This is a genomic window from Clostridium tyrobutyricum DSM 2637 = ATCC 25755 = JCM 11008 (genome assembly GCF_000359585.1).
GTDB lineage: Bacteria > Bacillota > Clostridia > Clostridiales > Clostridiaceae > Clostridium_B > Clostridium_B tyrobutyricum.
Genome location: NZ_APMH01000023.1, coordinates 36,952 through 62,452, shown reverse-complemented (window position 1 = coordinate 62,452; position 25,501 = coordinate 36,952). Strand labels below are relative to the sequence as shown.

The window sequence follows — 25,501 nt, the reverse complement described above, 5'->3', positions numbered from 1 at the left end:
AGGACAAGTGTGGAATAAAAGCAGCTCAGGTGTCAGAACTTGTATTTGAAAATTGTAAAGTTCCTGCAGAAAATTTAGTTTCTGAAGAAGGGAAAGGACTAAAGATAGCATTAAGTACATTGGATGGAGGAAGAATCGGCGTAGCAGCTCAGGGACTTGGAATAGCCGAAGGAGCATTTGAACGTGCGAAACAGTATATGAAAGAGAGAATACAATTTGGCAAGCCATTGTTCAAACAACAGTATTTGGCATTCAAAATGGCTGAATTGGATCTTGAAATAGAACAGGCTAAATATGTATTGTATAAGGCAGCCATAGACAAACAAGAGGGAAGACCATATGGATTGTCAGCTGCAAAAGCTAAAATAGCTTGCACAGATGCAGCCATGCATGTAACTACAGAAGCAGTTCAGATGCTTGGCGGAAATGGATACATGAAGGAATATGAGATTGAAAGAATGATGAGGGATGCAAAGATAACTCAAATATATGAAGGGACAAATGAAATACAGAAATTAATAATAAGTGGACAGCTCTTTAGATAATTTACTCATATTGTGAACATTAAAAAATTTCAGTATTTAACAGTGTTATTAAAGAATATTAAAATTTTAGTCATTGTAGTTTAAGAGCTGGGAGTTAAGGAAAACTTTATAAATGATAAGAGCTGTTCCGTAAATTTGGAACAGCTCTTATCATTTATTTTACAGTACCTTTTAAATCATATAATGTCTGAGAATCATTCATTCCACCAAAACTATTATTTTTATCATTTTGCTTTGAGTTGCTATTTGTTTTGGTATTGTCTGATTTAGAAGAAGACCTATTGGTAAATTGTTCTTTAATATTATTGGAACTAGATGTATCTTTCCATTTACTCTCTGAAACAGCTTTACCATTCTTTTCGACCCAACTCATAATGGAATTAGAATTTCTTCCCATTCCTCCTGTGAGAACGTATCTTACTTCACCTTTTTTTACAAGTTGTTTAAATTTATTTAAGGATATTATATTGTCTGAGCCTGAAAAACCTCCAAGGGCCATTACACTCTTGCCACTTTCAATTATTATACTTCCGGCATTGTTGGCGCTAGATACAACAAGCGCATATTTTTCAGTTTTAATATTTTTATCCAAAAGTTTAATAAGTTTTTCATTGCTTCCTTCTCCAAAGTTTCCTCTTTTCATCATAGAATTATTTGATTTAGAACTACTATCTTTTGATAAAAGTTCAAGACCACCTGCAGGTATGGTTCCATTTACTGAATGATTTATAGCAGCAGAAGCACCTATAGTTGGAGTTACAAGAATACCTATCAGAGCAAGTGTTGTAAATATCTTAGCAAATCTTATATTTTCAGTTTTATCCATAACGGATTTTTTCATTATTTTATAGATTATAAGAATGAAAGATGATACAAAGCACAATATTAATGCAGCTATAATTATAGCTTTAATTGTTGATGTCATATTGCTGATAAAATAGGATAACATTAGTAAGTGGACTAATCCTTCTACAATGAAAGCTATTGGCAATAACCACGACTTTATACCATTTTGTTTATACAGTTTCCACATTGATACAATTCCTATACCTGATAATGCTGCAATAGGAGGTGCAAGCATTGTTAAATAATATGGATGAAACAATCCTTTTGTATAACTGAAGTATATAAACCCAGGTATAAGCCATAGAGCCCAGAAAACTACATCAAGTTTTTTCTTGTTATTAAAAGGAAATCTTATCTTTTCCAGTATAGCTGCTGCTATAATTCCCAATATTGACAATGGTATAAACCAGACTATCTGATCGGAAAGTATATTTTTAGAGAATAAACGTGAAATTCCAGCTGTTGTCTGCCCTCCAAAAGTTCCTTGAAGATTAGATGTTCCAGATCCTCCTGGAACACCACCGTGCATTCTAGCAAAATTTTGTCCATTTGAGCTTTTGCCAGTCATATTAGGTGGCTTCATATTTTGATTTTGTGAATTTGAGTTTTTATTGCTTGTATTTCCAAACGATGGCATGTTACTTGTTCCATTAGGAGGTTGCATGCTATTGGAATTAGTGGTGCTGCTCTTTGAATTAAAATTCTTATGATTTTGGCCGCCATTTCCTGGTCCTCCACCCATACCTCCGCTATTGCTGCTTAGTCTTTCCAATCCATTGTGACCAAATATGAGTTCCATAACCGTATTATTTGTACTACTTCCTACAAATGGTCTATTTTGAGAAGGCACTAAATCTACTATAGTTGCCCATGAAAGTGAGACCGCGATTAGTACAACTGTACCTATAACCAGATGCTTTATTCTCTTTTTTAAAGGTGCTGCAGAAGAGATTAAATAAGTTATATATATAGCAGGGCCTATCATGTATGCCTCAAGCATTTTTATATTAAAACCTAAACCTATAAAAATCAAACTTATTATTAGATATTTGAATTTTCCCTTCTCGGCAGCCTTTGAAAAGAACACACATGCAATTAACAATACTAGAACCAATAGATTGTCTATAGTATTATTTCTGCTTGCAGCTACAAATACTGGTGTTATAGCCAGGCATATGGCTGCAATAATTCCAGCAGCATAACCAAAAGATCTCTTGACTATATAATATATTAAAGCAACTGATATAATACCTGCCAACGCTTGGGGAAGTAGTATACTCCATCCGCTAAATCCAAATATTTTGGCAGATATAGCTTGAATCCAAAATCCCAAAGGAGGTTTGTCGATAGATACAAATCCCGCAGGATCAAATGATACAAAGAAAAAATTCTTAAAGTTTAAAACCATACTCTTTACACCAGCTGCATAATATTCATTTCCGTAATTTTCTATGCTTAAATTTGCAAGATTTAGGATTCCAGACAGAATTAGTACTAATATTATTCCAATCTTTTCTTTAGTTAATTTAAGTTGTTTCATCAATGTTCCTCCTTAATTGAATACCCAAAGTTTGTATGATAAAAAATTTATTACTTGTGCTATGAGAGTTACTATTATCTTTGATACATATACATTTATGATAAAAGTATTTATTAATAATTTCATAAAAAATATAGTTATTAATAGTGAAACTATATTTACTATAATAAATTGAATCAATTCATGATATAATTTCTTCTTTGGTTTATTGCTTTCAAAGGTCCACTTTTTATTGAATATAAAGCTGTTTGTTACTCCAAAACTATATCCTGCTATCTGACTTATAGTGTAATGAAATCCAAATACACTTTGACATAGGGAAAATACTATAAAATCTATTAATGTATTTAATACACCTGTTATAGAAAAGCGACTTAATAATTTGAGTTTACCGTTGAAAATATGAGTTATTGTTTTAGTTAGTGTATTCATGTTTTATATTTTCCTTGTTATTTATTATACTTTCTATAATATAATTAGGTCTTGCTTTGCTCTCATCAAAAATTCTTCCTATATATTGACCTAATATGCCTATACATCCTAAGACAATTCCAAACATAATTAAGTTAATTGATATGATAAACCCAAAATTTATTATATTTGTATTATTAATCAAGTGTTTTGTTATAGTTGCTATAGTTGAAATTATCCCTATAATTAACGACAGTACACCTAAATATCCAGATAATACAAGTGGTTTATATGAAAATGAGGTAATTCCGTCAAAAGCTAACTTCAACATTTTTTTAAGAGGATATTTGCTGTCACCTGCAAATCTTTCATGTCTTATAAATTCTACAGAAGTTTGTTTATAACCTATCCAGCTTACAAGACCTCTTACGTATCTATTCCTTTCAGGCAATGAGTTCAAAGTATTGCAGACTTTTCTATCTATAAGTCTGAAATCACCTGTATCTACAGGTATATCTATACTGGTCATATCTTTTAAAAGCCTATAAAATGCTCGAGCAGTAAGTTTTTTAAAGAAAGATTCCCCCTGTCTTTTGGCTCTTTTCCCGTATACTACATCATAGCCCTCTTTCCACTTTTTAATCATTTCAGGGATAACTTCAGGAGGATCCTGAAGATCAGCATCTATAACCACTATTGCATTGCCAATAGAGGTTTCCATACCTGCAGTTATTGCACATTGGTGACCAAAATTCCTTGAGAAATTAATAAGTTTTATATTTTGATCTATTTTACATATTTGCTGTACTTTTTTTTGTGTGCTGTCAGAGCTTCCGTCATTTATAAATATGATTTCATAGTTTTCATAAGTAGAATCCATAACTTTTTTTAATCTGGAATAGCTTTCATCAATTACCAATTCCTCATTATAAAGTGGAACTACAATAGAATATACTATATTCTTCTGCATTTAATTCACCTCAATCTAAAATATAATTAAATTACTTTAATATTATTTTGCAGAATAAACCTTAAAGAATGCTTAAAACTATGTGTAATAAATGTAAAATAAATTTAAACATTACTATATTTATACTTTATTATTGTTTATAATTAAAATGAGGAGGTAAATTATGAGAATACTTTTAATTGAAGATGAAAACATGCTTTCAGATGCTCTAGTTTACATATTAAAGAAAAATAACTACAGCGTAGATGCTGCTTATGATGGTATTAAAGGCCAGGAGATGGCTGAAACGGGAATATATGATCTTATAATTTTAGATAGAATGCTTCCAGGTAAAGAGGGTTTGGATGTGCTAAGAGATCTTAGAAAAAGTGGAAGTGAGATTCCTGTGATTATTTTGACTGCTATGGATTCCATTGAAAGTAGGGTGGAAGGACTAGATAATGGCGCAGATGATTATCTTGTAAAACCTTTTTCTACAGAGGAACTTCTTGCAAGGGTGAGAGCTCTTGGTAGAAGACACACTCATTTTATTCAAAGTGAGGAAATAAGAATATCATCTTTGACTTTTGACCCATTAAGGACAGAAATAAGATGTAATGATAAAAGTTTAAAGCTTACTGCCAAAGAATCACAACTTTTAGAATTGTTAGTTAGAAACAAAAATCAAGTAATAACCAAAGATCAGATTTTGGATAGAGTATGGGGAATTGATTCAGATGTTGAAATGAATAATAATATTGAGGTGTATTTTTCATATTTAAGAAAGAAATTGAGAAAATTAAATTGTAATGTTATTATTGAAACTATAAGAGGAATCGGATATTGCTTGAAAGAGGTTTGATTATGTTTCGTAAATTAAAAATAGAACTTATTTTAATTAATTTGATATTAACGAGTTTGGTGCTTATTACTATATTTTCAGGTATATACATACTTATGAAAAAAAGTTTTGATCATTCTTCTTATATGAGAATGGTTAAAACAGCAGAGATGGAAAATTTGCCACCTTCACCACCTGAAAGAAATTTAACACCATCTGATAGTTTCTTTATAAAAATAGATAGATCTGGAGCTGTTCGTGAAATCTCCAGTAATTCCATTATAACTAGAGATTCGTCATATAATGTAATAGAAAAGATTTTAAAAGATAATAAGGATAAAGGAATTATAACGTATAAAAGCTATAAATTACGATATCTTGAGATAGCTAAGCCCTATGGACGTATTATAGTTTTTGTAGATAAATCATTTGATAATGAAGTATTAAGAAGATTAATTATGATTTCTATATTAGTTTGTATAATAAGTCTTGTACTTGTATTTATAATAAGTTTGTTTCTTGCCAATGTATCTCTTAAACCTGTTATGACAGCATGGGAAAGACAAAAAGCATTTGTTGCAGATGCATCTCATGAACTTCGTACGCCTCTTGCCGTTATAACTACAAATCTTGATATAGTATTGGATAATAGGGAATATAGTGTGGAAAGTCAGAAAAAGTGGCTTGGGAATGTAAAACTTGAAACAACTAGAATGACTAAACTTATAGAGGCACTTTTATTTATTGCAAGGTCTGATTCAAGTAAAACTTCTTTTAGTAAAAATGAGTTTAATTTGAGCAATGCGGTTGTTCAATCAGTACAACCTTTTGAAGCAGTGGCAATTCAAAGTGGAATAAAGATTATATCCAAGGTTGAACCGGATATCTTTCTAAAAGGAACAGAAGGAAGAATTAAGCAGCTTATAGCTATTTTAATTGACAATGCTATAAAACATACAAGATCTGGAGATACTGTTACAATAAAAACGACCATGGTTAAAAGTAGAATTCAAATAACAGTATCAGATACAGGGGAAGGTATACCAAGAGAACACTTAAGTAAAATTTTTGATAGATTTTATAAAGTTGATAAATCAAGGGCAAAAAGAGAAGGCAGTTTTGGACTTGGACTTTCAATTGCAAAATGTATAGTAGAAGAACATAATGGCATCATAGATGTGTTAAGTGAGGTAGGAAAAGGCACTGAGTTTAGAGTTGTATTTGAAACTAAAAAAGTATTGCAATAATATTGGATATTATTGTGTTTAAGGTAATGATAAATATTTTTCAGCATAATTAATAAAAGACAATGCAATCTATTTTATGATGCATTGTCTTTTAAACTATTTGCTATATCCATTTGGATGATTCTTATGCCATTTCCATGCAGTATCAATAATTGTTTCCAAAGAGTTGAATTTAGGATTCCAGCCTAATTCCTTAATTGCTTTGTTTGAAGAAGCTATTAGTGTTGCAGGATCTCCTGGACGTCTATCTGCAATTTCTGACTTGATATTTATTCCAGTAACTTTTTTTGCAACTTCAACTACTTCTTTTACTGAAAAACCTTTTCCATTGCCTAAATTGTAAATTTTACTTTCACCACCAGATTGCAATCTTTTTAGAGCAAGTAAATGGGCAGAAGCCAGATCTGATACATGTACATAATCTCTAACACAAGACCCGTCTTCAGTATTATAATCATCACCAAAGATCATTATCTTATCTCTTTTACCCATAGCAGCCTGAAGTATTATTGGAATAAGATGAGATTCTGGATTATGATCTTCTCCTATTTTTCCATTTATATGTGCACCGCATGCATTGAAATATCGAAGTGCAGTATATTTTATGCCATAGGCATTGTCACACCATTTCAATATTTTTTCTACTGCTAATTTGGATTCACCATATGGATTCGTTGGAAATGTTTTGTCCTGTTCTTGTATAGGCACATTTTCAGGCTCTCCATAAGTTGCAGCTGTAGATGAGAATACAATATATTTTATATTGTGTTTGTTCATGGATTGTAAAAGACTTATAGTGGATCCAATATTATTATCAAAATATTTAAGTGGATTTTCTACACTTTCACCGACTAGGGAATTTGCTGCAAAGTCAATTACTGCATCAATTTTATTCTCAGTAAATATTTTATCTAAGATAATACTGTCTTTTAAATTCCCCAAATAGAATTTTCCACCTAAAATTGCATCTTTATGACCTGTTTGAAGATTGTCAAGTATTACTACATTATGATTATTTTCTAATAAGTGGGCAACCATATGGCTTCCTATATAACCCGCACCACCGCAAACCAATATATTCATTATGAACCCTCCCGATGAGTGATATTCTAATTATTATAGAACAAAAATATATTTATTACAATTTAATTTATTGTGAACTTATCTATCATGGCTGAAAGTTTTTCAGCCATTTCGGATTGACTTTGAGAAGAAACTGAGATTTCTTCAATGGCTTTGGTAACTTCGCCTACACTTCCAAGTATTTCTTCAGAACCTGAAGCAGATTCCTCTGCTGTGGATGCAGCACTTTGTATAGCCGTGCTTACCTGGGATACAGCTTCATGCATCTGTTTTGAAGAGCTATCTATTTCTTTGGATATAGTATTTATAAATTCAGAGTCCTTTTCATACTGAATTCCCGTATCCATAAGGAACTGATAATTTGGTTTGACATTGTTTGCTATGTATTCGAGTACTTCTTTGCTGCTGTCAGATAGATTTTTAAAAGCTGTTTCTACAGCCAGTACCATTTTATTTATACTTTCAACGGTAGTTGATGACTCCTCAGCAAGTTTTCTAACTTCATCTGCAACTACAGAGAATCCCCTTCCCTGCTCACCAGCCCTTGCTGCTTCAATTGCTGCATTTAATGCAAGCAGGTTGGTTTGCTCGGCTATATTTCCAATGGAAGCTGCCATTGTCTTTACTTCTGAAACAACCTTTCCATCTTCAATAGCTTTTAAAATTTTATTGTTCTTTTCTTCATATACAGAGGCACTTTCTTCTATACTTTTGGAAGCTTTCTGTTTTATTTTTACAGCACGGTTTTTTATTTCAACAGATGACTTTGAAGCCTCATTAGCTTTTCCTGAAAGTTCACTTGTATTTGCTTCCATTTCCTCCGATGACGCACTTATTTCTTCTGTAATACTGCTTAAATTTTGAGAGCCTTCAGCTATTTGGGCAGTCGATTCATTTACAGAGGACATCATGGAGGATATTTCTTCAGTTGTAGCAGATAGATCCTGACTTGAGGAATTTATGGTTTTTATACTGCTTGTTATTTCACTAACTAGATTTTTTATATCTTCAGTAGCATTATTTAATGCATTTGATATGATACCAAATTCATTTTTACTTGAAATACTTAAACGTTTAGTTAAATCACCATTACTAAGAGAATTTGCAAATAATAAAATTTTATTAAGCACTTTTCCTGTGGAAGAGGCTAGGATATTACCTAAAAGTATTGCAATAGTCAATCCGATTATTGTAATTAAAATTATAGCAATTAAAGATGACGTATATAGAGCATTGTTTTTAATATTACTGCTTTTGGAGTTCTGCACTGTTATTTGAATCAGCTTTTCTATAGTAGATGTTAACTTATTTCTATAACTAGCAGCTTGTTTGTTTAATAACATTGCATCGTCATATTTTCCCGCAGCCATTAAATTCAGAATTTTATTGTATATAGTTCTCCATGAAATAAGTTCATTGTCTAATTGGGATACCAATGTTTTCTGCTCAGAAGTTAAATTTGATTGCTTATATAAAGTTAATATACGATCATTTTCATCTTTATATGGAGATATAGTTTTTAAAGTATCAGCAGTTTTATTTTTATCACGGCTTTCAACTAAATTTATTATTTCTAAACGTAAATGCATTGTATTGGCATCAAATTTGTCTAAATTTTTAATAGTTTTTAGATCTTCATTGTATAGTTGATTGGAAGCTGAATTTATTCTTTTAATATTTATACATCCTATAGCACCTACTATTACGATAAATATTGCTACTACACAGAAACTTAATAGCATTGTTTTCTTTACTTTCATCTTATTAAAAAAGTTCATTTATAACCCTCCTAAAATTCACATATTAATTAATGTTATATAATAATTGATATTAATTAATATTAATTAATATCAATATACCATCAGATTTATGGAAATACAACACAATAAAAGTAATACAATGGTAAATTGTCACAATATTATAATGTTATAATATTAATTAATGAATACTTTTATATTTACTAAATAGTTTATGAGGAGTTGATTTTATGTATCCTATAAAATTTAAAAATTTATATTTTGAAAAGATATGGGGAGGTAGAGATTTAGGACTGTTTAGGAGTAATCTTCCGGAGGGGGATATTGGTGAGAGCTGGGATATATCTTGCCATCCTAATGGAATGAGTATAGTTGCAAATGGTAAATTCAAAGACATGAGATTTGATGAACTTATTAAGCAGACGGGAGATAAAATAGTAGGCACAAAAATAGACAAGAAAAATTTTCCCATACTTGTAAAAATAATCAATGCTACGGACAAACTATCCATACAAGTTCATCCAGATGACAGATATGCAAATAGAGTTGAAAATCAAATGGGCAAGACAGAAGCATGGTATGTAATAAAGGCATTTCCAGGAGCAAGCTTAATAGTTGGAACTAAAGAAGGGTGTACTCTGGAACAATTTAGAAATGGAATTTCAAATGGAAATTTAGAAAGGTATATGAATAGGATACCTGTAGAAAAAGGAGATGTTTATTTTATAAGAAGCGGCATGATACATGCAATTTGTGAAGGTGTAATTTTAGCAGAAATACAACAGAGCAGTGATATAACATATAGAGTGTATGATTATAATAGGGGAAGGGAATTACATGTAAAAAAGGCCCTGGATGTAGTCAATTTAAAATTACGAGGTGAAAAAAGTACAGGACTTAGGGTAGAGAGACAAGGATTTTTTAAAACCTATATATGCATTTCAAAAGAATTTTCTTTAGAACTTTATGATATTTATAAAGAAGCTGTTGAAATTAGCGATAAGGAAAGATTTTATATATTTACATGTGTGGAAGGACAAGGCGATATTATATATGACAATGGTGCCGAACCTATAAATGTTGGAGATAGTATACTTATTCCAGCATCACTTGGAGAATATAGATTAAGAGGTAATATGAAACTTGTAAAAAGTTATGTACCAGATTTTGAAAAAGTTGAATCAGAAATATTAAAAGAAGTAGAAAAGATATAATAAGTTTTAATAAGAGACATGGTAAGTTTTTTTACTTATTATGTTTTTTATTATAAAAAATTATAAAAATACTTGCAATTTAATAATTAGTGTTATATAATAATAATTGTTGAAAGAAACATAAAAAAATTTACGATATAAATTATTAAATATAAACCATTAAGGGAGGATTTTTATTATGAAAAAATTTGTTTGTACAGTTTGTGGATATGTATATGAAGGAGAAAAGGCACCAGAAAAATGTCCAGTATGTGGTGCGTCAGCTGATAAGTTCGAAGAAAAAACTGATGATGAGGTTTCTTGGGCTGATGAGCATAAAGTAGGAATTGCAAAGGGAGTTGATCCTGAAGTTTTACAGGGATTAAGAGACAATTTCACTGGTGAATGTTCAGAAGTTGGTATGTACCTTGCTATGGCTCGTCAAGCAGATAGAGAAGGTTATCCAGAAGTTGCAGCAACATATAGAAGAGCTGCTGAAGATGAAGCTGATCATGCATCAAGATTTGCTGAACTTTTAGGGGAAGTACTTACAAATGATACAAAGAAAAACTTACAGATGAGAGTAGATGCTGAAAGAGGTGCCTGTGCTGGAAAGAAGAAATTAGCTACACTTGCAAAAAAATTGAATTATGATGCAATTCATGACACAGTACATGAAATGTGCAAAGATGAAGCTAGACACGGAGCAGCTTTTCAGGGAGTATTAAACAGATATTTTAAGTAGGATTCCAAATCTGCGATTTGGTGTGAGGCCTAATGTGAGCTGAATCTAGATAAAAAATAAGCTTGTACCTTTAATAAAGAGTACAAGCTTATTTTTATTATGCTGGTGGATACATGAAATATGATATTTTATCAGCTATAGATGTTTGGGTATCAATACTTCTTTCATGGTATGCATCTGTATTTCCATCATCAGTATAAGGCCAATCGCCGCCTTGATTATCACATATATAAGCATAATGGAAATCATCAGGATCAGCCCACTTCATAAAAGTGTAGGTATGAGTTGGACCTGTCCCGTTCGAAGCACCAATAGTAAAACATATATCTCCCGGTAACAAAAGAGATAAATCATATGATATTTTCCATCCCAAATTTGTAAGTACATTTGTAAGAGTTCTAGTATTTGCAGTAGAGTTTGGTATATTTATACCTATACTTCTCAATGCTGTACTTTGATAAAATGCACAGTTGTTACTGTATGGATCATCACCATAGCCTAAGGAAGCATGTATTTGAACAGCTCTATCGTAAACCGAATTTCTATTAGTATAATCTGAAAGATAATTATACAATTTAAGCTCAGTAGCATTTTGAGTTCTCTTACCATCTGTAGGTGAAGGAGATTGAGGAACAGCTTCTATAGTCAAGTTTAATTTTACAGTATTTTTATAACCACTTACGGTACCATTGAATGTGTAATTGCCAGGACTTCTTGTACTGTTCAATTGCTTGTCCCAAGATATAGCAACTTTGGATGTAGTTCCATCGGACATAGTTGCATCTACAGTTGTAGGTAAAGTAAAAGCTCCTCCTTGTTTTATAGTTAAATTGATATCATTAATTGAGGATATACTCGATTGTGTTTTAAAGCTAACTATAGTAGGATTTGAAAGAACTTTTCCAAACTTTGATGTTATACTTTGGGAAACTGACAAATGATACTCATTATCAAAGTCAAGCGCAACTGATGGTGTTATTAGTACAGTTTGATCGAGACTATTTTCTACTATTGTCATTGTAATTGGAACTTCTGCATTTGTAGTTTCGTTTATTAGCTCTATTTTTCCTTCTAATGAATCAATAGTAACAGGTTGATTAAACTTGACCTGCCATGTTTTAGTTGTTGCAACATTATCCTTCGTAACTACATTACTACTATCTGAATTTACTTTTTGAGAATAGTTTGCAGTAATTGTTCCATTGTCCTCAGTTGAATATGTATTTTTTGATTTTTCACTCGACTCTACACTTGATTCTGTATTAGTACTAGATAAAGTATTTTTTTCAGATGAAGAAGTGTCATCTTTAGTAGTAGAAATCGACTTGTCCTCAATAGAACCTTCTGTGTTTGTGGAATTATTATCTGTGTTTGAAATTACAGCCGAACTAGATGTTGTTATTTGAGAAGATTCAATAGAAGACTTGTCTTCATTATTTGCAGCAAATGCAGTACTGTGGCTTGCTATTCCTGTTGTTGCACATACAGCACATACAATTAATAAGTGTTTAGTAAAACTTTTCATTATTAACCTTCCTTCTCTATTTTTATTATATATAATTAGTTTATCCTTTTTTTGTTTAGGTTTCAACAAATTTTATGAAATTGTTTTATTTATATTTAGAATAAAGGAGTAAAACAAATAATAAATTTATAAAGTAGGAAATACTATATATACTATGTAGTTTAATTATAAAGGTTGGTGTATATATGCGAAGTAAGTTTATATATAATTTAAAAATATTTGTAATAAGATTTGTAAAAGATGATGTTATGGCACTTTCCTCCCAACTTGCCTATAGTTTAGTCTTCTCCTTTTTCCCTTTTTTAATATTTATTATAAGCCTTGTAGGGTATATTCCTGTGGAAAGTGGTGATATATTGATTATGTTAAATGGAATACTTCCCGAAGATATTTTAAAAATTATAGAAAGTACGATTGTGAATATTGTAGATACCAGGAATAATAAAATATTATTTTTAAGTTTTATTTTTACTATATGGAGTGCTTCAAATGGTTTTCAAGCTGTTATTAAAGGCCTTAACAAAGCATATGGTGAAGATGAGGATAGAGGAATTTTAAAATTATATACGATATCAATACTTTGTACTTTTGGAATTATATTTATAATTTTAATTACTAGTATACTCTTGATATTTGGACAATTATTAGGACGATTTCTGACAACCGAATTAGGACTTAATGGAAACTTTAATTTTGCCTGGAATGTAGTAAGATATTTAATAATAATTTTTTCAATAAGTTCCATTTTTGGGGCAGTTTATATTTATACACCTAATGTCAGGCTGAAGTGGTATGAAGTAATTCCGGGGTCAATAGTATCCACTATAACATTGATTCTTGTATCTATATGTTTTGCTTTTTATGTAAATAATTTTGCCAATTATTCTTTAATATATGGAAGTATAGGTGCTGTAATAGTACTTTTGACATGGCTGTTTATTTTATCTAATATTACTATAATAGGTGGAGAAATTAATGCACTTTTTTGGAATAAAAGAAGATTTGTTAATAAATAAGCTCCAGAATATATTGATTCTGGAGCTTTCATAATTTTATATTATAAAGTATTTTCTTTTAAAACATCATTTAATGTTTTTTCGGATTGTATTGCTAACATTATTTTACCGGATTTTGAAGTATCACCTATAAGAATGCCACCTACTAATTTATTGTTTTCAAAGAATAATTTTGAGTATGTTCCTTTGGAAGGATCACTAGATGAAATATTTTTAAAATCCTCTGAGAAGTTTCCACAGGAAAACAAATTACAGTTCATTGCAGCAAATATAACAGAAGATACAAAAGATACAAAATGGACTTCATCACCTACAGCGTTATTACCAGCTGTTTTTCCCATTTCTACGGCAGCAGGCCAGTTACCGTAGATTTTTTCATTGTATTCACATATATCTCCACATGCATATATATCTTTTGCAGAAGTTTCCATTCTGTCATTTACAATGACACCTTTATTGACTTTTATACCTGAATTTTCAGCTAATGTTTTATTAGGACGTATTCCTATAGAGAATAGAACTAAATCAGTATTGATAATTTTTCCACTTTTTAATTTTACAGAAGATACTTTATCCTGACCCTGTATTTCATCTGCACTATCGCCAAGGATTATGGAAACACCAGATGTATCAATGTATTTTTTGAATATTTCAGCTCCTTTAGTATCCAGCTGTCTAGGAAGCAGTCTATCCGAAAATTCAACGATAGTTACAGAAAGACCATTTTTTTTCATTTCCCATGCAGCTTCAAGACCTAACAAACCACCACCTATGACTACGGCATTTTTAGATTTATTCATGTATTCTTTTATATTGTCCGCATCTTTTAAAAATTTTAGAGTAAATACTCCCTTTTTATCATTGCCTTTTATAGGAGGTATAAAATTTACACTTCCATTTGCAAGGATTAATTTATCATATGATAGTTCTTTATTATTACTAAGGTATATTTTTTTAGATTTTGAATTTATAGATTTAACTGAAGTATTGAGGATTAATTCTATATTGTTCTCATCATACCATTTTGGACCGGTTACATAAAATTTATCATCAGGTATGGAAGTCGCAAGATAATCTGACAACTCAGGCCTGTAATATGTTAAATATTTTTCTTCTGATATTAATTTTATGTCAGCTTTGGTATTTCGTGTTCTTATAGACTTTGCAGCATTAAATCCTGCTGCACCGTTTCCTATTATTATAAACCTATCTTTTGAGTTGGATTTAAAGGACATATTATTTTCTGCTACTTCCACAAATTGACTGGAGTCTGCTCCACATACAGGGCAGATTTTTGGAGGCTCATCTCCCTCAAATATTACACCGCAAATAAGACATTTCCATTTTTTCTTTGTTTTTATGGATTTATTCATTCTAAGCCCTCCTGCTTATTACCTAATAATAATTATTCAATATAGATACAGTATAATATAGTTATAAACTAAAATCAACAAAAATAGTTAAAATTTAGATTAAGTGTTGACAAACAAATTTTAGCAATATATACTCTTGATGCTTGAGTATTTTGTAATTATGGGAGGTAAAAATGTTTGATTTCTTAAAAAAGGAATTTCAGATACTTTCTCCAGCTGATGGAAAGGTTGTGAGTTTGTCAAAAGTACCTGATCAGATATTTTCAAATAGAATTGCAGGAGATGGAGTGGCTATTGAGCCTATAGGGGACAGCATACTATCCCCAGCTGATGGAGTAGTATCATTTATATTTAATACAAATCATGCTTTTGGAATTATTCTGGATAATGGCTTGGAAGTTTTAGTTCATATAGGTATAGATACTATAGATTTGCAAGGAAAAGGGTTTAAAAGAGTAGTATCAGAAGGTTCTAAAATTAAAGCCGGTGATATAATCATAAAAATAGATAAAACATTCATACAAAGTAAAGGATATTCGCTTATAACTCCTGTAATTATAACAAACACGGATATTATTTGTAATATCAATTTTAAATGTAATTTAAACTCTTACGTTAAAGCTGGAAAAGACCCAATAATAACTTATAAAATGAGATAAGCAGAGAACCCAAATCTGTGATTTGGTGTGAATCGATTACTCATCTAAAAACTAGATTCCAAATTTATAATTGTTTGTAAATGATTTACTGATATGGTGCAATTCAATAGAATAAGATTGTCAAATTATAATGAATAGAATGTTTATGGTGAAGTTATCTAATTATGTTGTCATATAAAAGAGATAATTAATAATTTAACTTTATCACAAAGTGACATAATTTTTTTGTGATGTGTGATAATATAATTTCTGTAAATCAATTATAAAAACAATATAGTTTGGGGGAGAAATGTATGGTAATTGAGAATCTTATGAAAACAAAATTGGGTGACAGTAAAAAGAGTAATTATTTTTATAGATTAATTAAAAATAATTTAGATATTATATGTAGATGGGATATAGTACAGATACAGTCATATGGAATAGAAATAGAAAGACAGGATATATTCAATGAAAAATTAGTTGATATATGTAGAGATTGTGTAAAAAATATAAGCCCTGATAGATACAAGGTACATAATTTATTGCGGTTATTGTACACGAAGGAAGTTTCACCAATTCATCTTGTAGATATAATTGGTGATTATGTTGATGATTATGCTATGGACTTTGATAAACAAATAAAAACTATGGCTTATTAAAAATATTGAAGAATATAGAACAGATAATAGAATTTGCAGCTATTCCTATTATTTATTCTATATTCTTAATTTTTATAGTGTATAATTATACTTGAATAACAATATGAGTATTGGAGGTAGTGTTGTTGATTTTAGGTGTTGGAGTGGATATAGTTGAAATATCCAGGATAAAAAGTGCGTTGGACAAATATACTAATCTTGTAGACAGATTATTTGATAAAGATGAGATTAAATATTTTAATAAAAACAACAACAAACCTGAGTCTATAGCTGGAAGCTTTGCAGCTAAGGAAGCTGTATCTAAAGTTTTTGGAACTGGATTTAGAGGATTTGAATTTAAGGATATATGCATACATAGAACAAATTTAGGTAAGCCTAACGTGATTTTAAAGGGAAAAGCTGAAGTATTAGCAAAGAAATATGGCAATTATAGAATTCACTTGAGTATATCTCATGAGATTAATAATGCAATAGCATTTGCAGTTATGGAGGTTGATGATATTGAAAGTTGCCAATGTTGAAACAATGAGAAACATAGATAGTTATTGTATAAACGAACTTAAAATACCAGGTATAGTTCTTATGGAAAACGCAGCGCTAAAGGTAGTAAAAAATATTGATACTAAAAAATACAGTTCTTTTTGCATAATTTGTACCAAGGGAAACAATGGAGGCGATGGATTTGCTGTTGCCAGGCATTTATATAATTTAGGAAAATGTATAAATGTATTTCTAATTGGAAATGAAAAAAATATGAGCAATGATTGCAGGATTAATTATGATATATTAAAAAATTTAGGAGTTAAAGTAGATATAATAGATAACAGTCAACAAATAGAAAAGGTTAAATCAGCTATATATTTCAGTGATATGACTATTGATGCTATTTTTGGAACTGGGCTTTCAAGAGATGTAGAGGGAATATATGGTGACATTATAAGTCTTATAAATGAAAACAGTAAGTACGTGTTATCTATAGATATTCCCTCAGGACTTAGTGGTGATACAGGTAAAGTATTAAAAAATTCCATTAAGGCAAATAAAACCGTATCCTTTCAATTATATAAGAAGGGATTTTTAAATTATGAGGCTGATGAATTTACTGGAAGTATAATTATTGAAGATATAGGAATTCCAAGCATTGCAATTAATAAATTTAATATTAGAGATTTTATTATAACTGATACAATAGCAAAAAACACATTAAAAATAAGAAATAAATATTCTCACAAAGGAGATTTTGGCAGAGTAGTAATTATTGCAGGATCAGTTGGATTTTCTGGAGCAGCATATATAAGTACCCAATCTGCGGTTAAAGGTGGGGCAGGACTAGTTACTCTTGCATGCAGAAGGGAACTCCAAAATATTATGAGTTCAAAACTTGAAGAAGCAATGACTGTTGATCTGGCAAATGATCAGAAACTTGAAGAACTTATTCAAAAGTGTGATGCTGTAGCTGTAGGACCAGGTATGGGAAATAATGAATTCACACTAAATATTTTAAAAATGCTTCTGAACAAAGTAAGAAGTACTTTGGTAATTGATGCGGATGGAATTAATGTTTTAAAGGGTAGGCTGGATATTTTAAAAGATAGAAAGTGTAAAATTATAATGACTCCACATTTAGGAGAGATGTCAGGAATTACAGGATTAGCCATGCATTATATAAAAGAAAATAGAATAGATATTGCTAGAAAATTTGCCAGAGAAAATGATATAACATTAGTACTTAAAGGTTATAATACTGTTATAACGGATGGATACAGTTTAGCCATAAATTCTACTGGAAACAGTGCAATGGCATCAGGTGGAATGGGAGATTGTTTAACTGGTATGATTACATCCCTTGCAGCTCAAAATTATACTCCTTTTGAGGCTGCTTGCATGGCTGCTTATGTGCATGGACTTTGTGGGGATAGGTTATCGGAAAATATGTTTTGTGTAAATGCCAGTGATATTATAAGTCAAATACCATTTATATTGAAAGATATACTATATAAATGATAATTTGTTAAGATGATTGTAATACAAATATAACTAATGGAATAGTATTAGTAGTGAAATACATTTATAGGGGGTATAAAATGTATAAAAAGCTGCTAAGTATTTTCATTATGTGCTTTGCTGTGATTTTTGTCTTCGTATCATGTGGAAAAAAGATAAAAAACACTGAAGAAATAATAAATTATCTTAAAGATTTAGACAGCTACAGCTGTAATGTAAATATACGAATAGAAAATGATAAACAAAAAATAAATTATACTGGTAAACAATTATACAATAAAAAATATGGAAAAAGATTTGAACTGGGGAAGGATAGACTATTCATATATAAGCAGAATAAAATATTTGCAAGTGACCTTAGTAGTGGAAGTAATTATAATATAGATGAAGATTTTGATAGCTTATTTAAATTCTGTTTTATAGATGAATATGTAAGCCTTATATATACTAATGAAAGGGTTGATAATTCATTTAAGAATATATATAATGAAAAGTATCAAGTTATAAGTTTGGATATACCAGGGAATAATAAAAATATGTGTAAAGCAGAACTATATATAAATGCAGTAAGTTCTGTACCGCGATTTTTAATGATTTATAACTCTAACGGTGAAAAAATGGTAAATGTTGAGTATACTGATTTTAAATCAAATATAGAATTGAAAAAAGATATTTTTGATATAGGTACCGTGTATAAATGAGGAGTGACATAAGTGGATAAGGTCTTCAGACCTGCATGGGTAGAGGTAGATTTGGATAATTTAATTTACAATGTCAGGCAGATAAAAAACAAAGTAGGGGCCAGAGATATAATAGGAGTGGTGAAAGCTGATGCCTATGGGCATGGGGCTTTTGAAGTTGCTCAGACTCTTTTACAAAATGGTTTTACAAAGTTAGCTGTTGCTATTTTGGATGAAGCTATAGAACTGAGAAAAAAGGGAATAAAATGCCCTATTATGATACTGGGAATTACAGATGATAATTTTTTGAAAGACATAGTATTATACGATATAGAACCTACTGTGTGTTCTTATGAATATGCTATAAAGCTATCAAAAGTTGCTAGCCTGTATAATAAGAGAGTAAAAATTCACATTGCGGTAGATACAGGAATGGGAAGAATAGGATTTTTGCCTAATGAGGACAGCGTAGATTTAATTTGTAAAATAAATGAACTTCCTAATATTGAGGTAGAAAGTTTGTTTTCTCATTTTTCTACAGCTGATGAGACCGATAAAGAATATACTAAACTCCAATTTGAAAAATATAATGAGTTTTATAACATGCTTAGTTTAAGAAAAGTTAATATAAATATGAGAAATATAGCTAATAGTGCTGCAATAATGGAACTTCCATTTACCTATCTTGATGAAGTAAGACCAGGAATAATAATCTATGGATATTATCCATCAGGAGAAGTAGACAAGAATGCCATGGACATAAAGCCGGTAATGCAATTAAAAGCTAAGATAGTTCATTTAAAGACTTTAGATGCAGGTGAGTATATTGGTTATGGTAGAAAATTTAGAACTAATAGAAAAACTGTTATAGCAACGCTTCCTATTGGATATGCAGATGGTTATTCCAGGAGATTATTTAATAGGGCCAAGGTTATTATAGATGATAAGTTTGCTCCTGTTATTGGAAACATATGCATGGATCAATGTATGGTTGATGTAACTGATATTGAAAACATAAATGTTGGAGACGAAGTTATACTTATGGGTCAGCAGAACAAATTGAGATTTGATGCGGAGGACATAGCTTCCATACTTGAAACCATAAGTTATGAAGTGCTGTGTATGATGAGTAAAAGACTTCCAAGAGTGTATATTAAACATAATAAAGTAGTAAAAGTCAAAAATTATATATTATAAAATTAATATTTTCCTATTACATAAGATTTTAATTTATTGAAATACATACTAAAATTAAAAGTACAGGTCTTTATATAAAAAATATACGTCTAGTAAAGGATTTGTGTCAAAAAATATTGTTGAAATATGAATATTTTTTTGACATGTACAATTATTATGACTATAATTATTTTATGTTTATCTTTTGCTTACGTTAATAGGAGGTATTAATTTTTAATGTCAAATTCAAAAAGATTAGTAGTGAACCTCTCAGAAAGACTATATGATGAGTTCAATGCAGCACTTAAAGAAGATTGTAAAAAAAGAAGTGAATTTATTAGAGAAGCTATCATATTATATATTAAGGAGAAAAAAAGGTTAAATATTATATCTGAAATGGAAAGAGGATATAAAGAAATGGCACAACTTAATCTTGAGTTTGCGGAAATGGGCTTTGCATGTGACATAAGGGAATTAAAAGAATATGAAGCGAAGCTTTCGGAGAGTGATTTGCCAAATGACAACGATAGTGAAAAGAGGAGATATATTTTATGCTGATTTAAGCCCTGTAGTAGGATCTGAACAGGGTGGAATTAGGCCTGTGATTATTATTCAAAACGATGTAGGAAATAAATACAGCCCTACTGTTATAGTTTCGGCTATTACTTCTCAGATAAATAAAGCAAAACTTCCGACCCATGTAGAAATTTCTTCAGAGGCATATGGACTTAATAAGGATTCGGTAGTATTGTTAGAACAAATAAGAACATTGGATAAAAGAAGGTTGAAAGAAAAAATCGGCCATATGACAGATATAGATATGAAAAAAGTAGATAATGCACTTCTAGTGAGTGTGGGTCTCCAGTAAACTATTTAAGGGTAATTTTACCCTTTTTTTTATTAATAATAATTTAATACTTTAATTTTCAATTACTTATTGTTATATGATATAATGAAAATCAGGGTATAAAATCTTTTGCAATAAAAGAAATGTATTGAGGAGAGGTATAAATGATAGAATTTAGAGGCGTAAGTAAAGTTTATAATAACAACATATTTGCGTTGTCCAATATAAACCTTAAAATAGAAAAAGGTGAGTTTGTATTTTTAGTAGGCCCAAGTGGAGCCGGGAAGACAACCTTTGTTAAGATGATGCTTAAAGAAGTTGAACCAACTAGTGGAAATATAATAGTAAATGAAAAAGATATAACAAATTTATCAAGAAGAAAGATACCATTTTATAGAAGAAATCTAGGAGTGGTTTTTCAGGATTTCAGATTGATACCTACATTAAATGTATATGAAAATGTAGCTTTTGCCATGAGAGTAATTGGATCTTCTTCAAGACAGATACGAAAAAAGGTTCCAATAGTGTTATCACTTGTTGGATTGGCTAAAAAATATAAATCATTCCCAAATGAATTGTCTGGTGGAGAACAGCAGAGAATATCACTTGCACGAGCTATAGTAAATAACCCGTCTATACTAATAGCAGATGAACCTACAGGAAATCTAGACCCTGAAACTGCCATGGATATAATGGATACAATAAGTGATATAAATAATGCAGGCACTACAGTGGTTATGGCAACTCATGCCAAAGAAATAGTAGATAGCATGAGGAAAAGGGTTATAGCAATAGAAAAGGGAATAATTGTTAGAGATGAACAGAGAGGTGCATACGGTTATGAGAATTAGTACGATAAAATTTTTTATAAGTGAGTCTTTAAAAAGCTTAAATAGAAATAAGACTATAAGTACTGCATCAGTAGCTACAGTTGCCGCCACTCTCTTTATACTTGGAGTATCAATACTTGCTATGGTAAATGTAAATCAGGGAATACTTCAGGTTCAATCAAAAGTAGAGGTAGATGTATACTTAAAAGATAATATAACTAGTTCACAGAAAAAGGATTTGGAAAATAAAATCAAGTCCAATGGTAATATTCAATCATTAACTTATGTAACTAAGTCACAGGCTGTAGATAAATTTAGAAATCAATTGGGAGAACAGAACAAATCATTAGTTGACGGTCTTGAAAAAGATAATCCACTTCCTAATTCATACATAATAAAGGTAACAAATCCAGAATATGTTTCCAAGTTAGTAAGCAGTATTCAGGATATGCCTGGTATTGAAAGTATTCAAGATGGAAAAGGAATTGTGGATAAAATCGTAAAAATAACTAGAACTGTAAGGTGGATAGGAATTGTTATATTAGTTATAATGGTAGGAGTTTCTCTATTCTTAATTGGGAATACTATAAGACTTACAGTATATTCACGAAGAAGAGAAATAGGAATAATGAAATATATAGGAGCTACAGATTGGTTTATAAGGTGGCCTTTTATAATAGAAGGTATTATTATAGGTATAATAGGAGCAGGTGTGGCAGATATAATCTTATATTATCTATATAGGATGTTGTATTTTAAGACATCTTCTTCACTTATATTAATGCAATTAATAAGTCCTCAATATGTATATAGTAATATATTAGGAATATTTTTATTAGTAGGAGTTATAATAGGTGCATTGGGAAGTTTACTTTCTATAAGAAAATTTTTAGCAGTTTAATCTATGATTTTAAGTACTGGCATGCAGTTATCTGCATGCCAGTTTTATAGAAAAACATTTTAGGTAATTTTGTATATTTATATTTTTTTAGTGTTATAATTATTTCATATCTACATAAATACTAATATAAGACAGTTTTTTATATGCTTAAATGTTATTAAAAGAGGTGAAGATAGCTTGAATAAAAAGAAAAAGTGGATATTGGGGATAGTATTTATTATAATTGCTACTAATATAGCCACTATGTTTGGAACTTATAGTTTTTGGCAAATCAGAGAGGGAAATGCAATAAGTAAATTTGAAAAGATATTTGAAGTTAGAAATACACTGTATAAATATTATGATGGCAAGATAGATGATAGTGTTCTTTTGGAGGGTGCATTAAAAGGAATGACATCATCATTAAAAGATCCGTATACTGTATTTATGAATAAAAAAGAATTTAATGACTTTAATACTGAAACTGAAGGGAATTATAGTGGAATTGGAATACAGGTTGCTTCAAAGGATAATAAGATACAAATACAGCAGGTATTTGAAGATTCTCCTTCTAAAAAAGCTGGATTGATGACCAATGATATAATTGAAAAAGTCAATGGAATTGAAGTTAATGGAAATGAGCTTGAAAAAGCTGTTTCTATAATGAAGGGAAAAGAGGGAACAGAAGTCAAGCTTACAATTTTCAGAAAAAATAAAGGCAGCTTTGATGTTAAGGTAAAGAGGGCCAAAGTGAATATGGTAACTGTAACTGGAGAGATTGTAGACAATAATGTTGGATATATTCAAGTATCCATGTTTGATGAAAATACAGCTAAAAACTTTAAAAAAGAATTGACATTGTTAAAGAGCAAAGGCATGAAATCTTTAATTATAGATTTGAGGGATAATCCAGGAGGTGTACTGGATCAGTGTGTATCAATGGTATCTAATTTCTTGCCTAGTGGTAAAGTAGTAGTTTCTACAATAGATAAATATAATAATAAAAAAGAGTATAAATCTGAAGGTGGCAATTTTTATAATATGCCTATTACTGTACTTACAAATGGAAATTCTGCCAGTGCATCGGAGATATTTTCTGGAGCAATTAGGGATTATAAATTAGGAACTTTAGTTGGAGAAAAAACTTTTGGAAAAGGTGTAGTTCAAACTATGTTTGATACTGGAGAAGGAACTGCCTTAAAGGTCACCATATCAAAATATTATACTCCAAGTGGTGAAAATATACACAAGAAGGGAATAAAACCGAATGTTCAAGTAGTATATCCTGACAGTTTAAAAAACAAGCCATATGATAGAAACTCAGATCCTCAATTTATAAAGGCATTGCAGATTGCAGAGAGTAAAATTAAATAGTAAATTTTAATTTGAGGAAAAGGGGTATTAACTTTTAATGAATATGTTGGTTTACACACTAAAAGCTATAGCTTATGCACTTACAAATTTTTATTTTATAGTGCTTTTAGCTATACTAGCTTTTGTGCTATATAGAAAAAATAGCAAGATTGTGTTGATGCAAAAGATGATAATAGGGGAAAAAATTAATACTACACTTGAACTTACTATATCTCAAATTGTAATAGGAATTTTTGCAGGAACTTTGGCAAGTGTTATAATGTCTTATTTGGGAATTACATTTAATAATAATTCTTCAGTGGAGTTGATCTTTTTAGCTTCTATAGTCTTTATGTTTTTTAATCCTAGATTTATATGTTTTTCTTATTCTGGGGCATTAATTGGATTTATAAGCATTTTATTAAATATAGTTTCCATGCACTTCAATATGTCAGGTTTGGATTTTTTGAAAATAGACATAGTATCACTTATGAGTATGGTTGCTATACTCCATTTTGTAGAAGGTATACTTGTTGTAATTGATGGCAAAAAAGGAAGTATACCAGTTTTTACAAATAAATCGGGAAGAATAGTTGGAGGATTTGCACTCCAGAGGTATTGGCTAATTCCTATAGCTATATTTTTTATTCTCCAGTCTAAACCGGATACGGCTTCATATGTACAATTATATACTCCAAATTGGTGGCCAATTTTAAAGAACCAAATAACTAATGTAAATTTATTGAAGACGGCAGTACTTACATTAATGCCATTTTATGCGGTAATCGGATATAGTTCAGTGACTTTCACAAGAAATGTTAAAGAAAAAACTTTTATGTCCGGTATGTTTATAATAGTTTATAGTGTTCTGTTATTTGTTTTAGCACAATTTGCAAATATAAATTTATTTTTAAAATTATTTGTTATAGTATTTGCTCCACTTGCTCATGAGGGTATGATATTTATACAAAGATATATAGAAACTGTTGGAAAACCTAAATATATAAGCAGTGATGAGGGAATTATGGTTCTTGCTGTAGCGCCAAATTCCCCAGCCAATGAAATGGGAATAAAAAGTGGTGATTTACTAGTTGAGATAAACAGTCAAAAAATTGAAAATGAAGAAAAAATAACTGAGATAGCTAGAAAGTGCTCAAATTTTATATGGTTTAAAATTAAGAGAGTAACTGGAAAACTTGAACAAGTAAGTTATAATAAGATGAATGAAAATAGAAGACTTGGAATAGTATTTGTACCTAGAAATGTGCCCAAAGATAGCACGATAATAAAATTGAATAAAGATAAGTTTTCAGATGTACTTAATAAAGTTAAAAATAAAAACAAGGATAAGGATGATTAG

At 30.2% G+C, this 25,501-nt stretch carries 25 protein-coding genes; 18 read left to right on the top strand and 7 right to left on the bottom strand.

The window, feature by feature from the left end:
- Positions 1 to 545 (top strand): acyl-CoA dehydrogenase family protein (locus J418_RS0110255; protein WP_017895537.1); only part of this gene is annotated, 545 nt, incomplete at its 5' end.
- A gap of 154 nt (positions 546 to 699) precedes the next feature.
- On the opposite strand, the gene J418_RS0110250 is transcribed toward J418_RS0110255, so the two are convergent.
- From J418_RS0110250 to J418_RS0110240, 3 genes are read right to left on the bottom strand one after another with little or no spacing between them, the layout of a single operon-like run.
- Positions 700 to 2,931 carry a glycosyltransferase family 39 protein gene (locus J418_RS0110250; RefSeq protein ID WP_017895536.1) on the bottom strand — a complete coding sequence of 744 codons (2,232 nt, stop codon included), beginning with the start codon at positions 2,929 to 2,931 and terminating at the stop codon, positions 700 to 702.
- Positions 2,932 to 2,943: 12 nt separating this feature from the next.
- Positions 2,944 to 3,363 carry a GtrA family protein gene (locus tag J418_RS0110245; protein WP_017895535.1) on the bottom strand — a complete coding sequence of 140 codons (420 nt, stop codon included), beginning with the start codon at positions 3,361 to 3,363 and terminating at the stop codon, positions 2,944 to 2,946.
- Positions 3,347 to 4,312, bottom strand: a complete 966-nt coding sequence (locus tag J418_RS0110240; RefSeq protein WP_017895534.1) for a glycosyltransferase family 2 protein — start codon at positions 4,310 to 4,312, stop codon at positions 3,347 to 3,349. The genes J418_RS0110245 and J418_RS0110240 overlap by 17 nt, the downstream gene beginning before the upstream one ends.
- A gap of 163 nt (positions 4,313 to 4,475) precedes the next feature.
- On the opposite strand from J418_RS0110240, the gene J418_RS0110235 reads away from it, so the two are divergent.
- Both J418_RS0110235 and J418_RS0110230 read left to right on the top strand, forming a co-directional pair.
- Entirely contained in the window at positions 4,476 to 5,153 is a 678-nt protein-coding gene (locus tag J418_RS0110235; protein WP_017895533.1) for a response regulator transcription factor, read from the top strand.
- Positions 5,154 to 5,155: 2 nt separating this feature from the next.
- A complete protein-coding gene (locus tag J418_RS0110230) occupies positions 5,156 to 6,379 on the top strand; it encodes a sensor histidine kinase (RefSeq protein ID WP_017895532.1) in 1,224 nt (407 codons plus the stop codon).
- Between the two features lie 96 nt (positions 6,380 to 6,475).
- Here J418_RS0110230 and galE read toward each other — a convergent pair whose 3' ends face one another.
- Together galE and J418_RS0110220 are read right to left on the bottom strand one after the other, a co-directional pair.
- Complete coding sequence (gene galE, locus J418_RS0110225) at positions 6,476 to 7,462, bottom strand: UDP-glucose 4-epimerase GalE (protein WP_017895531.1); 987 nt, start codon at positions 7,460 to 7,462, stop codon at positions 6,476 to 6,478.
- A 62-nt stretch (positions 7,463 to 7,524) separates the two neighbouring features.
- Positions 7,525 to 9,240 carry a methyl-accepting chemotaxis protein gene (locus tag J418_RS0110220; RefSeq protein WP_017895530.1) on the bottom strand — a complete coding sequence of 572 codons (1,716 nt, stop codon included), beginning with the start codon at positions 9,238 to 9,240 and terminating at the stop codon, positions 7,525 to 7,527.
- 209 nt (positions 9,241 to 9,449) lie between these two features.
- On the opposite strand from J418_RS0110220, the gene J418_RS0110215 reads away from it, so the two are divergent.
- Both J418_RS0110215 and J418_RS0110210 read left to right on the top strand, forming a co-directional pair.
- Complete coding sequence (locus tag J418_RS0110215; protein WP_017753261.1) at positions 9,450 to 10,433, top strand: type I phosphomannose isomerase catalytic subunit; 984 nt, start codon at positions 9,450 to 9,452, stop codon at positions 10,431 to 10,433.
- A gap of 178 nt (positions 10,434 to 10,611) precedes the next feature.
- Positions 10,612 to 11,157 carry an NADH peroxidase gene (locus J418_RS0110210; protein WP_017753262.1) on the top strand — a complete coding sequence of 182 codons (546 nt, stop codon included), beginning with the start codon at positions 10,612 to 10,614 and terminating at the stop codon, positions 11,155 to 11,157.
- Positions 11,158 to 11,254: 97 nt separating this feature from the next.
- On the opposite strand, the gene J418_RS0110205 is transcribed toward J418_RS0110210, so the two are convergent.
- A complete protein-coding gene (locus J418_RS0110205; protein ID WP_017895529.1) occupies positions 11,255 to 12,682 on the bottom strand; it encodes an Ig-like domain-containing protein in 1,428 nt (475 codons plus the stop codon).
- Positions 12,683 to 12,867: 185 nt separating this feature from the next.
- On the opposite strand from J418_RS0110205, the gene J418_RS0110200 reads away from it, so the two are divergent.
- Positions 12,868 to 13,698 carry a YihY/virulence factor BrkB family protein gene (locus J418_RS0110200; protein WP_017753264.1) on the top strand — a complete coding sequence of 277 codons (831 nt, stop codon included), beginning with the start codon at positions 12,868 to 12,870 and terminating at the stop codon, positions 13,696 to 13,698.
- A gap of 41 nt (positions 13,699 to 13,739) precedes the next feature.
- On the opposite strand, the gene J418_RS0110195 is transcribed toward J418_RS0110200, so the two are convergent.
- Complete coding sequence (locus J418_RS0110195; RefSeq protein ID WP_017895528.1) at positions 13,740 to 15,071, bottom strand: FAD-dependent oxidoreductase; 1,332 nt, start codon at positions 15,069 to 15,071, stop codon at positions 13,740 to 13,742.
- 173 nt (positions 15,072 to 15,244) lie between these two features.
- Between J418_RS0110195 and J418_RS0110190 the strand changes: the two genes are divergently transcribed.
- From J418_RS0110190 to J418_RS0110135, 12 genes are all read left to right on the top strand, one after another.
- Entirely contained in the window at positions 15,245 to 15,730 is a 486-nt protein-coding gene (locus J418_RS0110190; RefSeq protein ID WP_017753266.1) for a PTS sugar transporter subunit IIA, read from the top strand.
- Positions 15,731 to 16,023: 293 nt separating this feature from the next.
- Positions 16,024 to 16,371 carry a DUF6514 family protein gene (locus J418_RS0110185; RefSeq protein ID WP_017753267.1) on the top strand — a complete coding sequence of 116 codons (348 nt, stop codon included), beginning with the start codon at positions 16,024 to 16,026 and terminating at the stop codon, positions 16,369 to 16,371.
- Between the two features lie 125 nt (positions 16,372 to 16,496).
- Positions 16,497 to 16,892, top strand: a complete 396-nt coding sequence (gene acpS / locus J418_RS0110180; protein WP_017895527.1) for a holo-ACP synthase — start codon at positions 16,497 to 16,499, stop codon at positions 16,890 to 16,892.
- Positions 16,873 to 18,375 (top strand): bifunctional ADP-dependent NAD(P)H-hydrate dehydratase/NAD(P)H-hydrate epimerase, encoded by a 1,503-nt coding sequence (locus J418_RS0110175; protein ID WP_020381128.1) that lies wholly within the window; start codon positions 16,873 to 16,875, stop codon positions 18,373 to 18,375. The genes acpS and J418_RS0110175 overlap by 20 nt, the downstream gene beginning before the upstream one ends.
- An 80-nt stretch (positions 18,376 to 18,455) precedes the next feature.
- Positions 18,456 to 19,076 carry a germination lipoprotein GerS-related protein gene (locus tag J418_RS0110170; RefSeq protein WP_017753270.1) on the top strand — a complete coding sequence of 207 codons (621 nt, stop codon included), beginning with the start codon at positions 18,456 to 18,458 and terminating at the stop codon, positions 19,074 to 19,076.
- A gap of 12 nt (positions 19,077 to 19,088) precedes the next feature.
- Entirely contained in the window at positions 19,089 to 20,252 is a 1,164-nt protein-coding gene (alr, locus tag J418_RS0110165) for an alanine racemase (RefSeq protein ID WP_017895525.1), read from the top strand.
- A gap of 216 nt (positions 20,253 to 20,468) precedes the next feature.
- The gene (locus J418_RS0110160) at positions 20,469 to 20,789 is read left to right on the top strand and encodes a CopG family ribbon-helix-helix protein (protein WP_017753272.1); all 321 of its coding nucleotides are present in this window, start codon (positions 20,469 to 20,471) and stop codon (positions 20,787 to 20,789) included.
- On the top strand, positions 20,749 to 21,099 hold the full coding sequence (locus J418_RS0110155) for a type II toxin-antitoxin system PemK/MazF family toxin (protein WP_017753273.1): 351 nt from the start codon (positions 20,749 to 20,751) through the stop codon (positions 21,097 to 21,099). Before J418_RS0110160 ends, J418_RS0110155 begins: the two co-directional genes overlap by 41 nt.
- A gap of 143 nt (positions 21,100 to 21,242) precedes the next feature.
- Positions 21,243 to 21,929: a cell division ATP-binding protein FtsE gene (ftsE, locus tag J418_RS0110150; RefSeq protein WP_017753274.1), complete on the top strand. Its 687-nt coding sequence runs from the start codon at positions 21,243 to 21,245 to the stop codon at positions 21,927 to 21,929.
- Positions 21,919 to 22,809: a permease-like cell division protein FtsX gene (gene ftsX / locus J418_RS0110145; protein WP_017753275.1), complete on the top strand. Its 891-nt coding sequence runs from the start codon at positions 21,919 to 21,921 to the stop codon at positions 22,807 to 22,809. The genes ftsE and ftsX overlap by 11 nt, the downstream gene beginning before the upstream one ends.
- Positions 22,810 to 22,986: 177 nt before the next feature.
- The gene (locus tag J418_RS0110140; RefSeq protein ID WP_017895523.1) at positions 22,987 to 24,162 is read left to right on the top strand and encodes a S41 family peptidase; all 1,176 of its coding nucleotides are present in this window, start codon (positions 22,987 to 22,989) and stop codon (positions 24,160 to 24,162) included.
- A gap of 37 nt (positions 24,163 to 24,199) precedes the next feature.
- Positions 24,200 to 25,501, top strand: a complete 1,302-nt coding sequence (locus tag J418_RS0110135; protein ID WP_017895522.1) for a PDZ domain-containing protein — start codon at positions 24,200 to 24,202, stop codon at positions 25,499 to 25,501.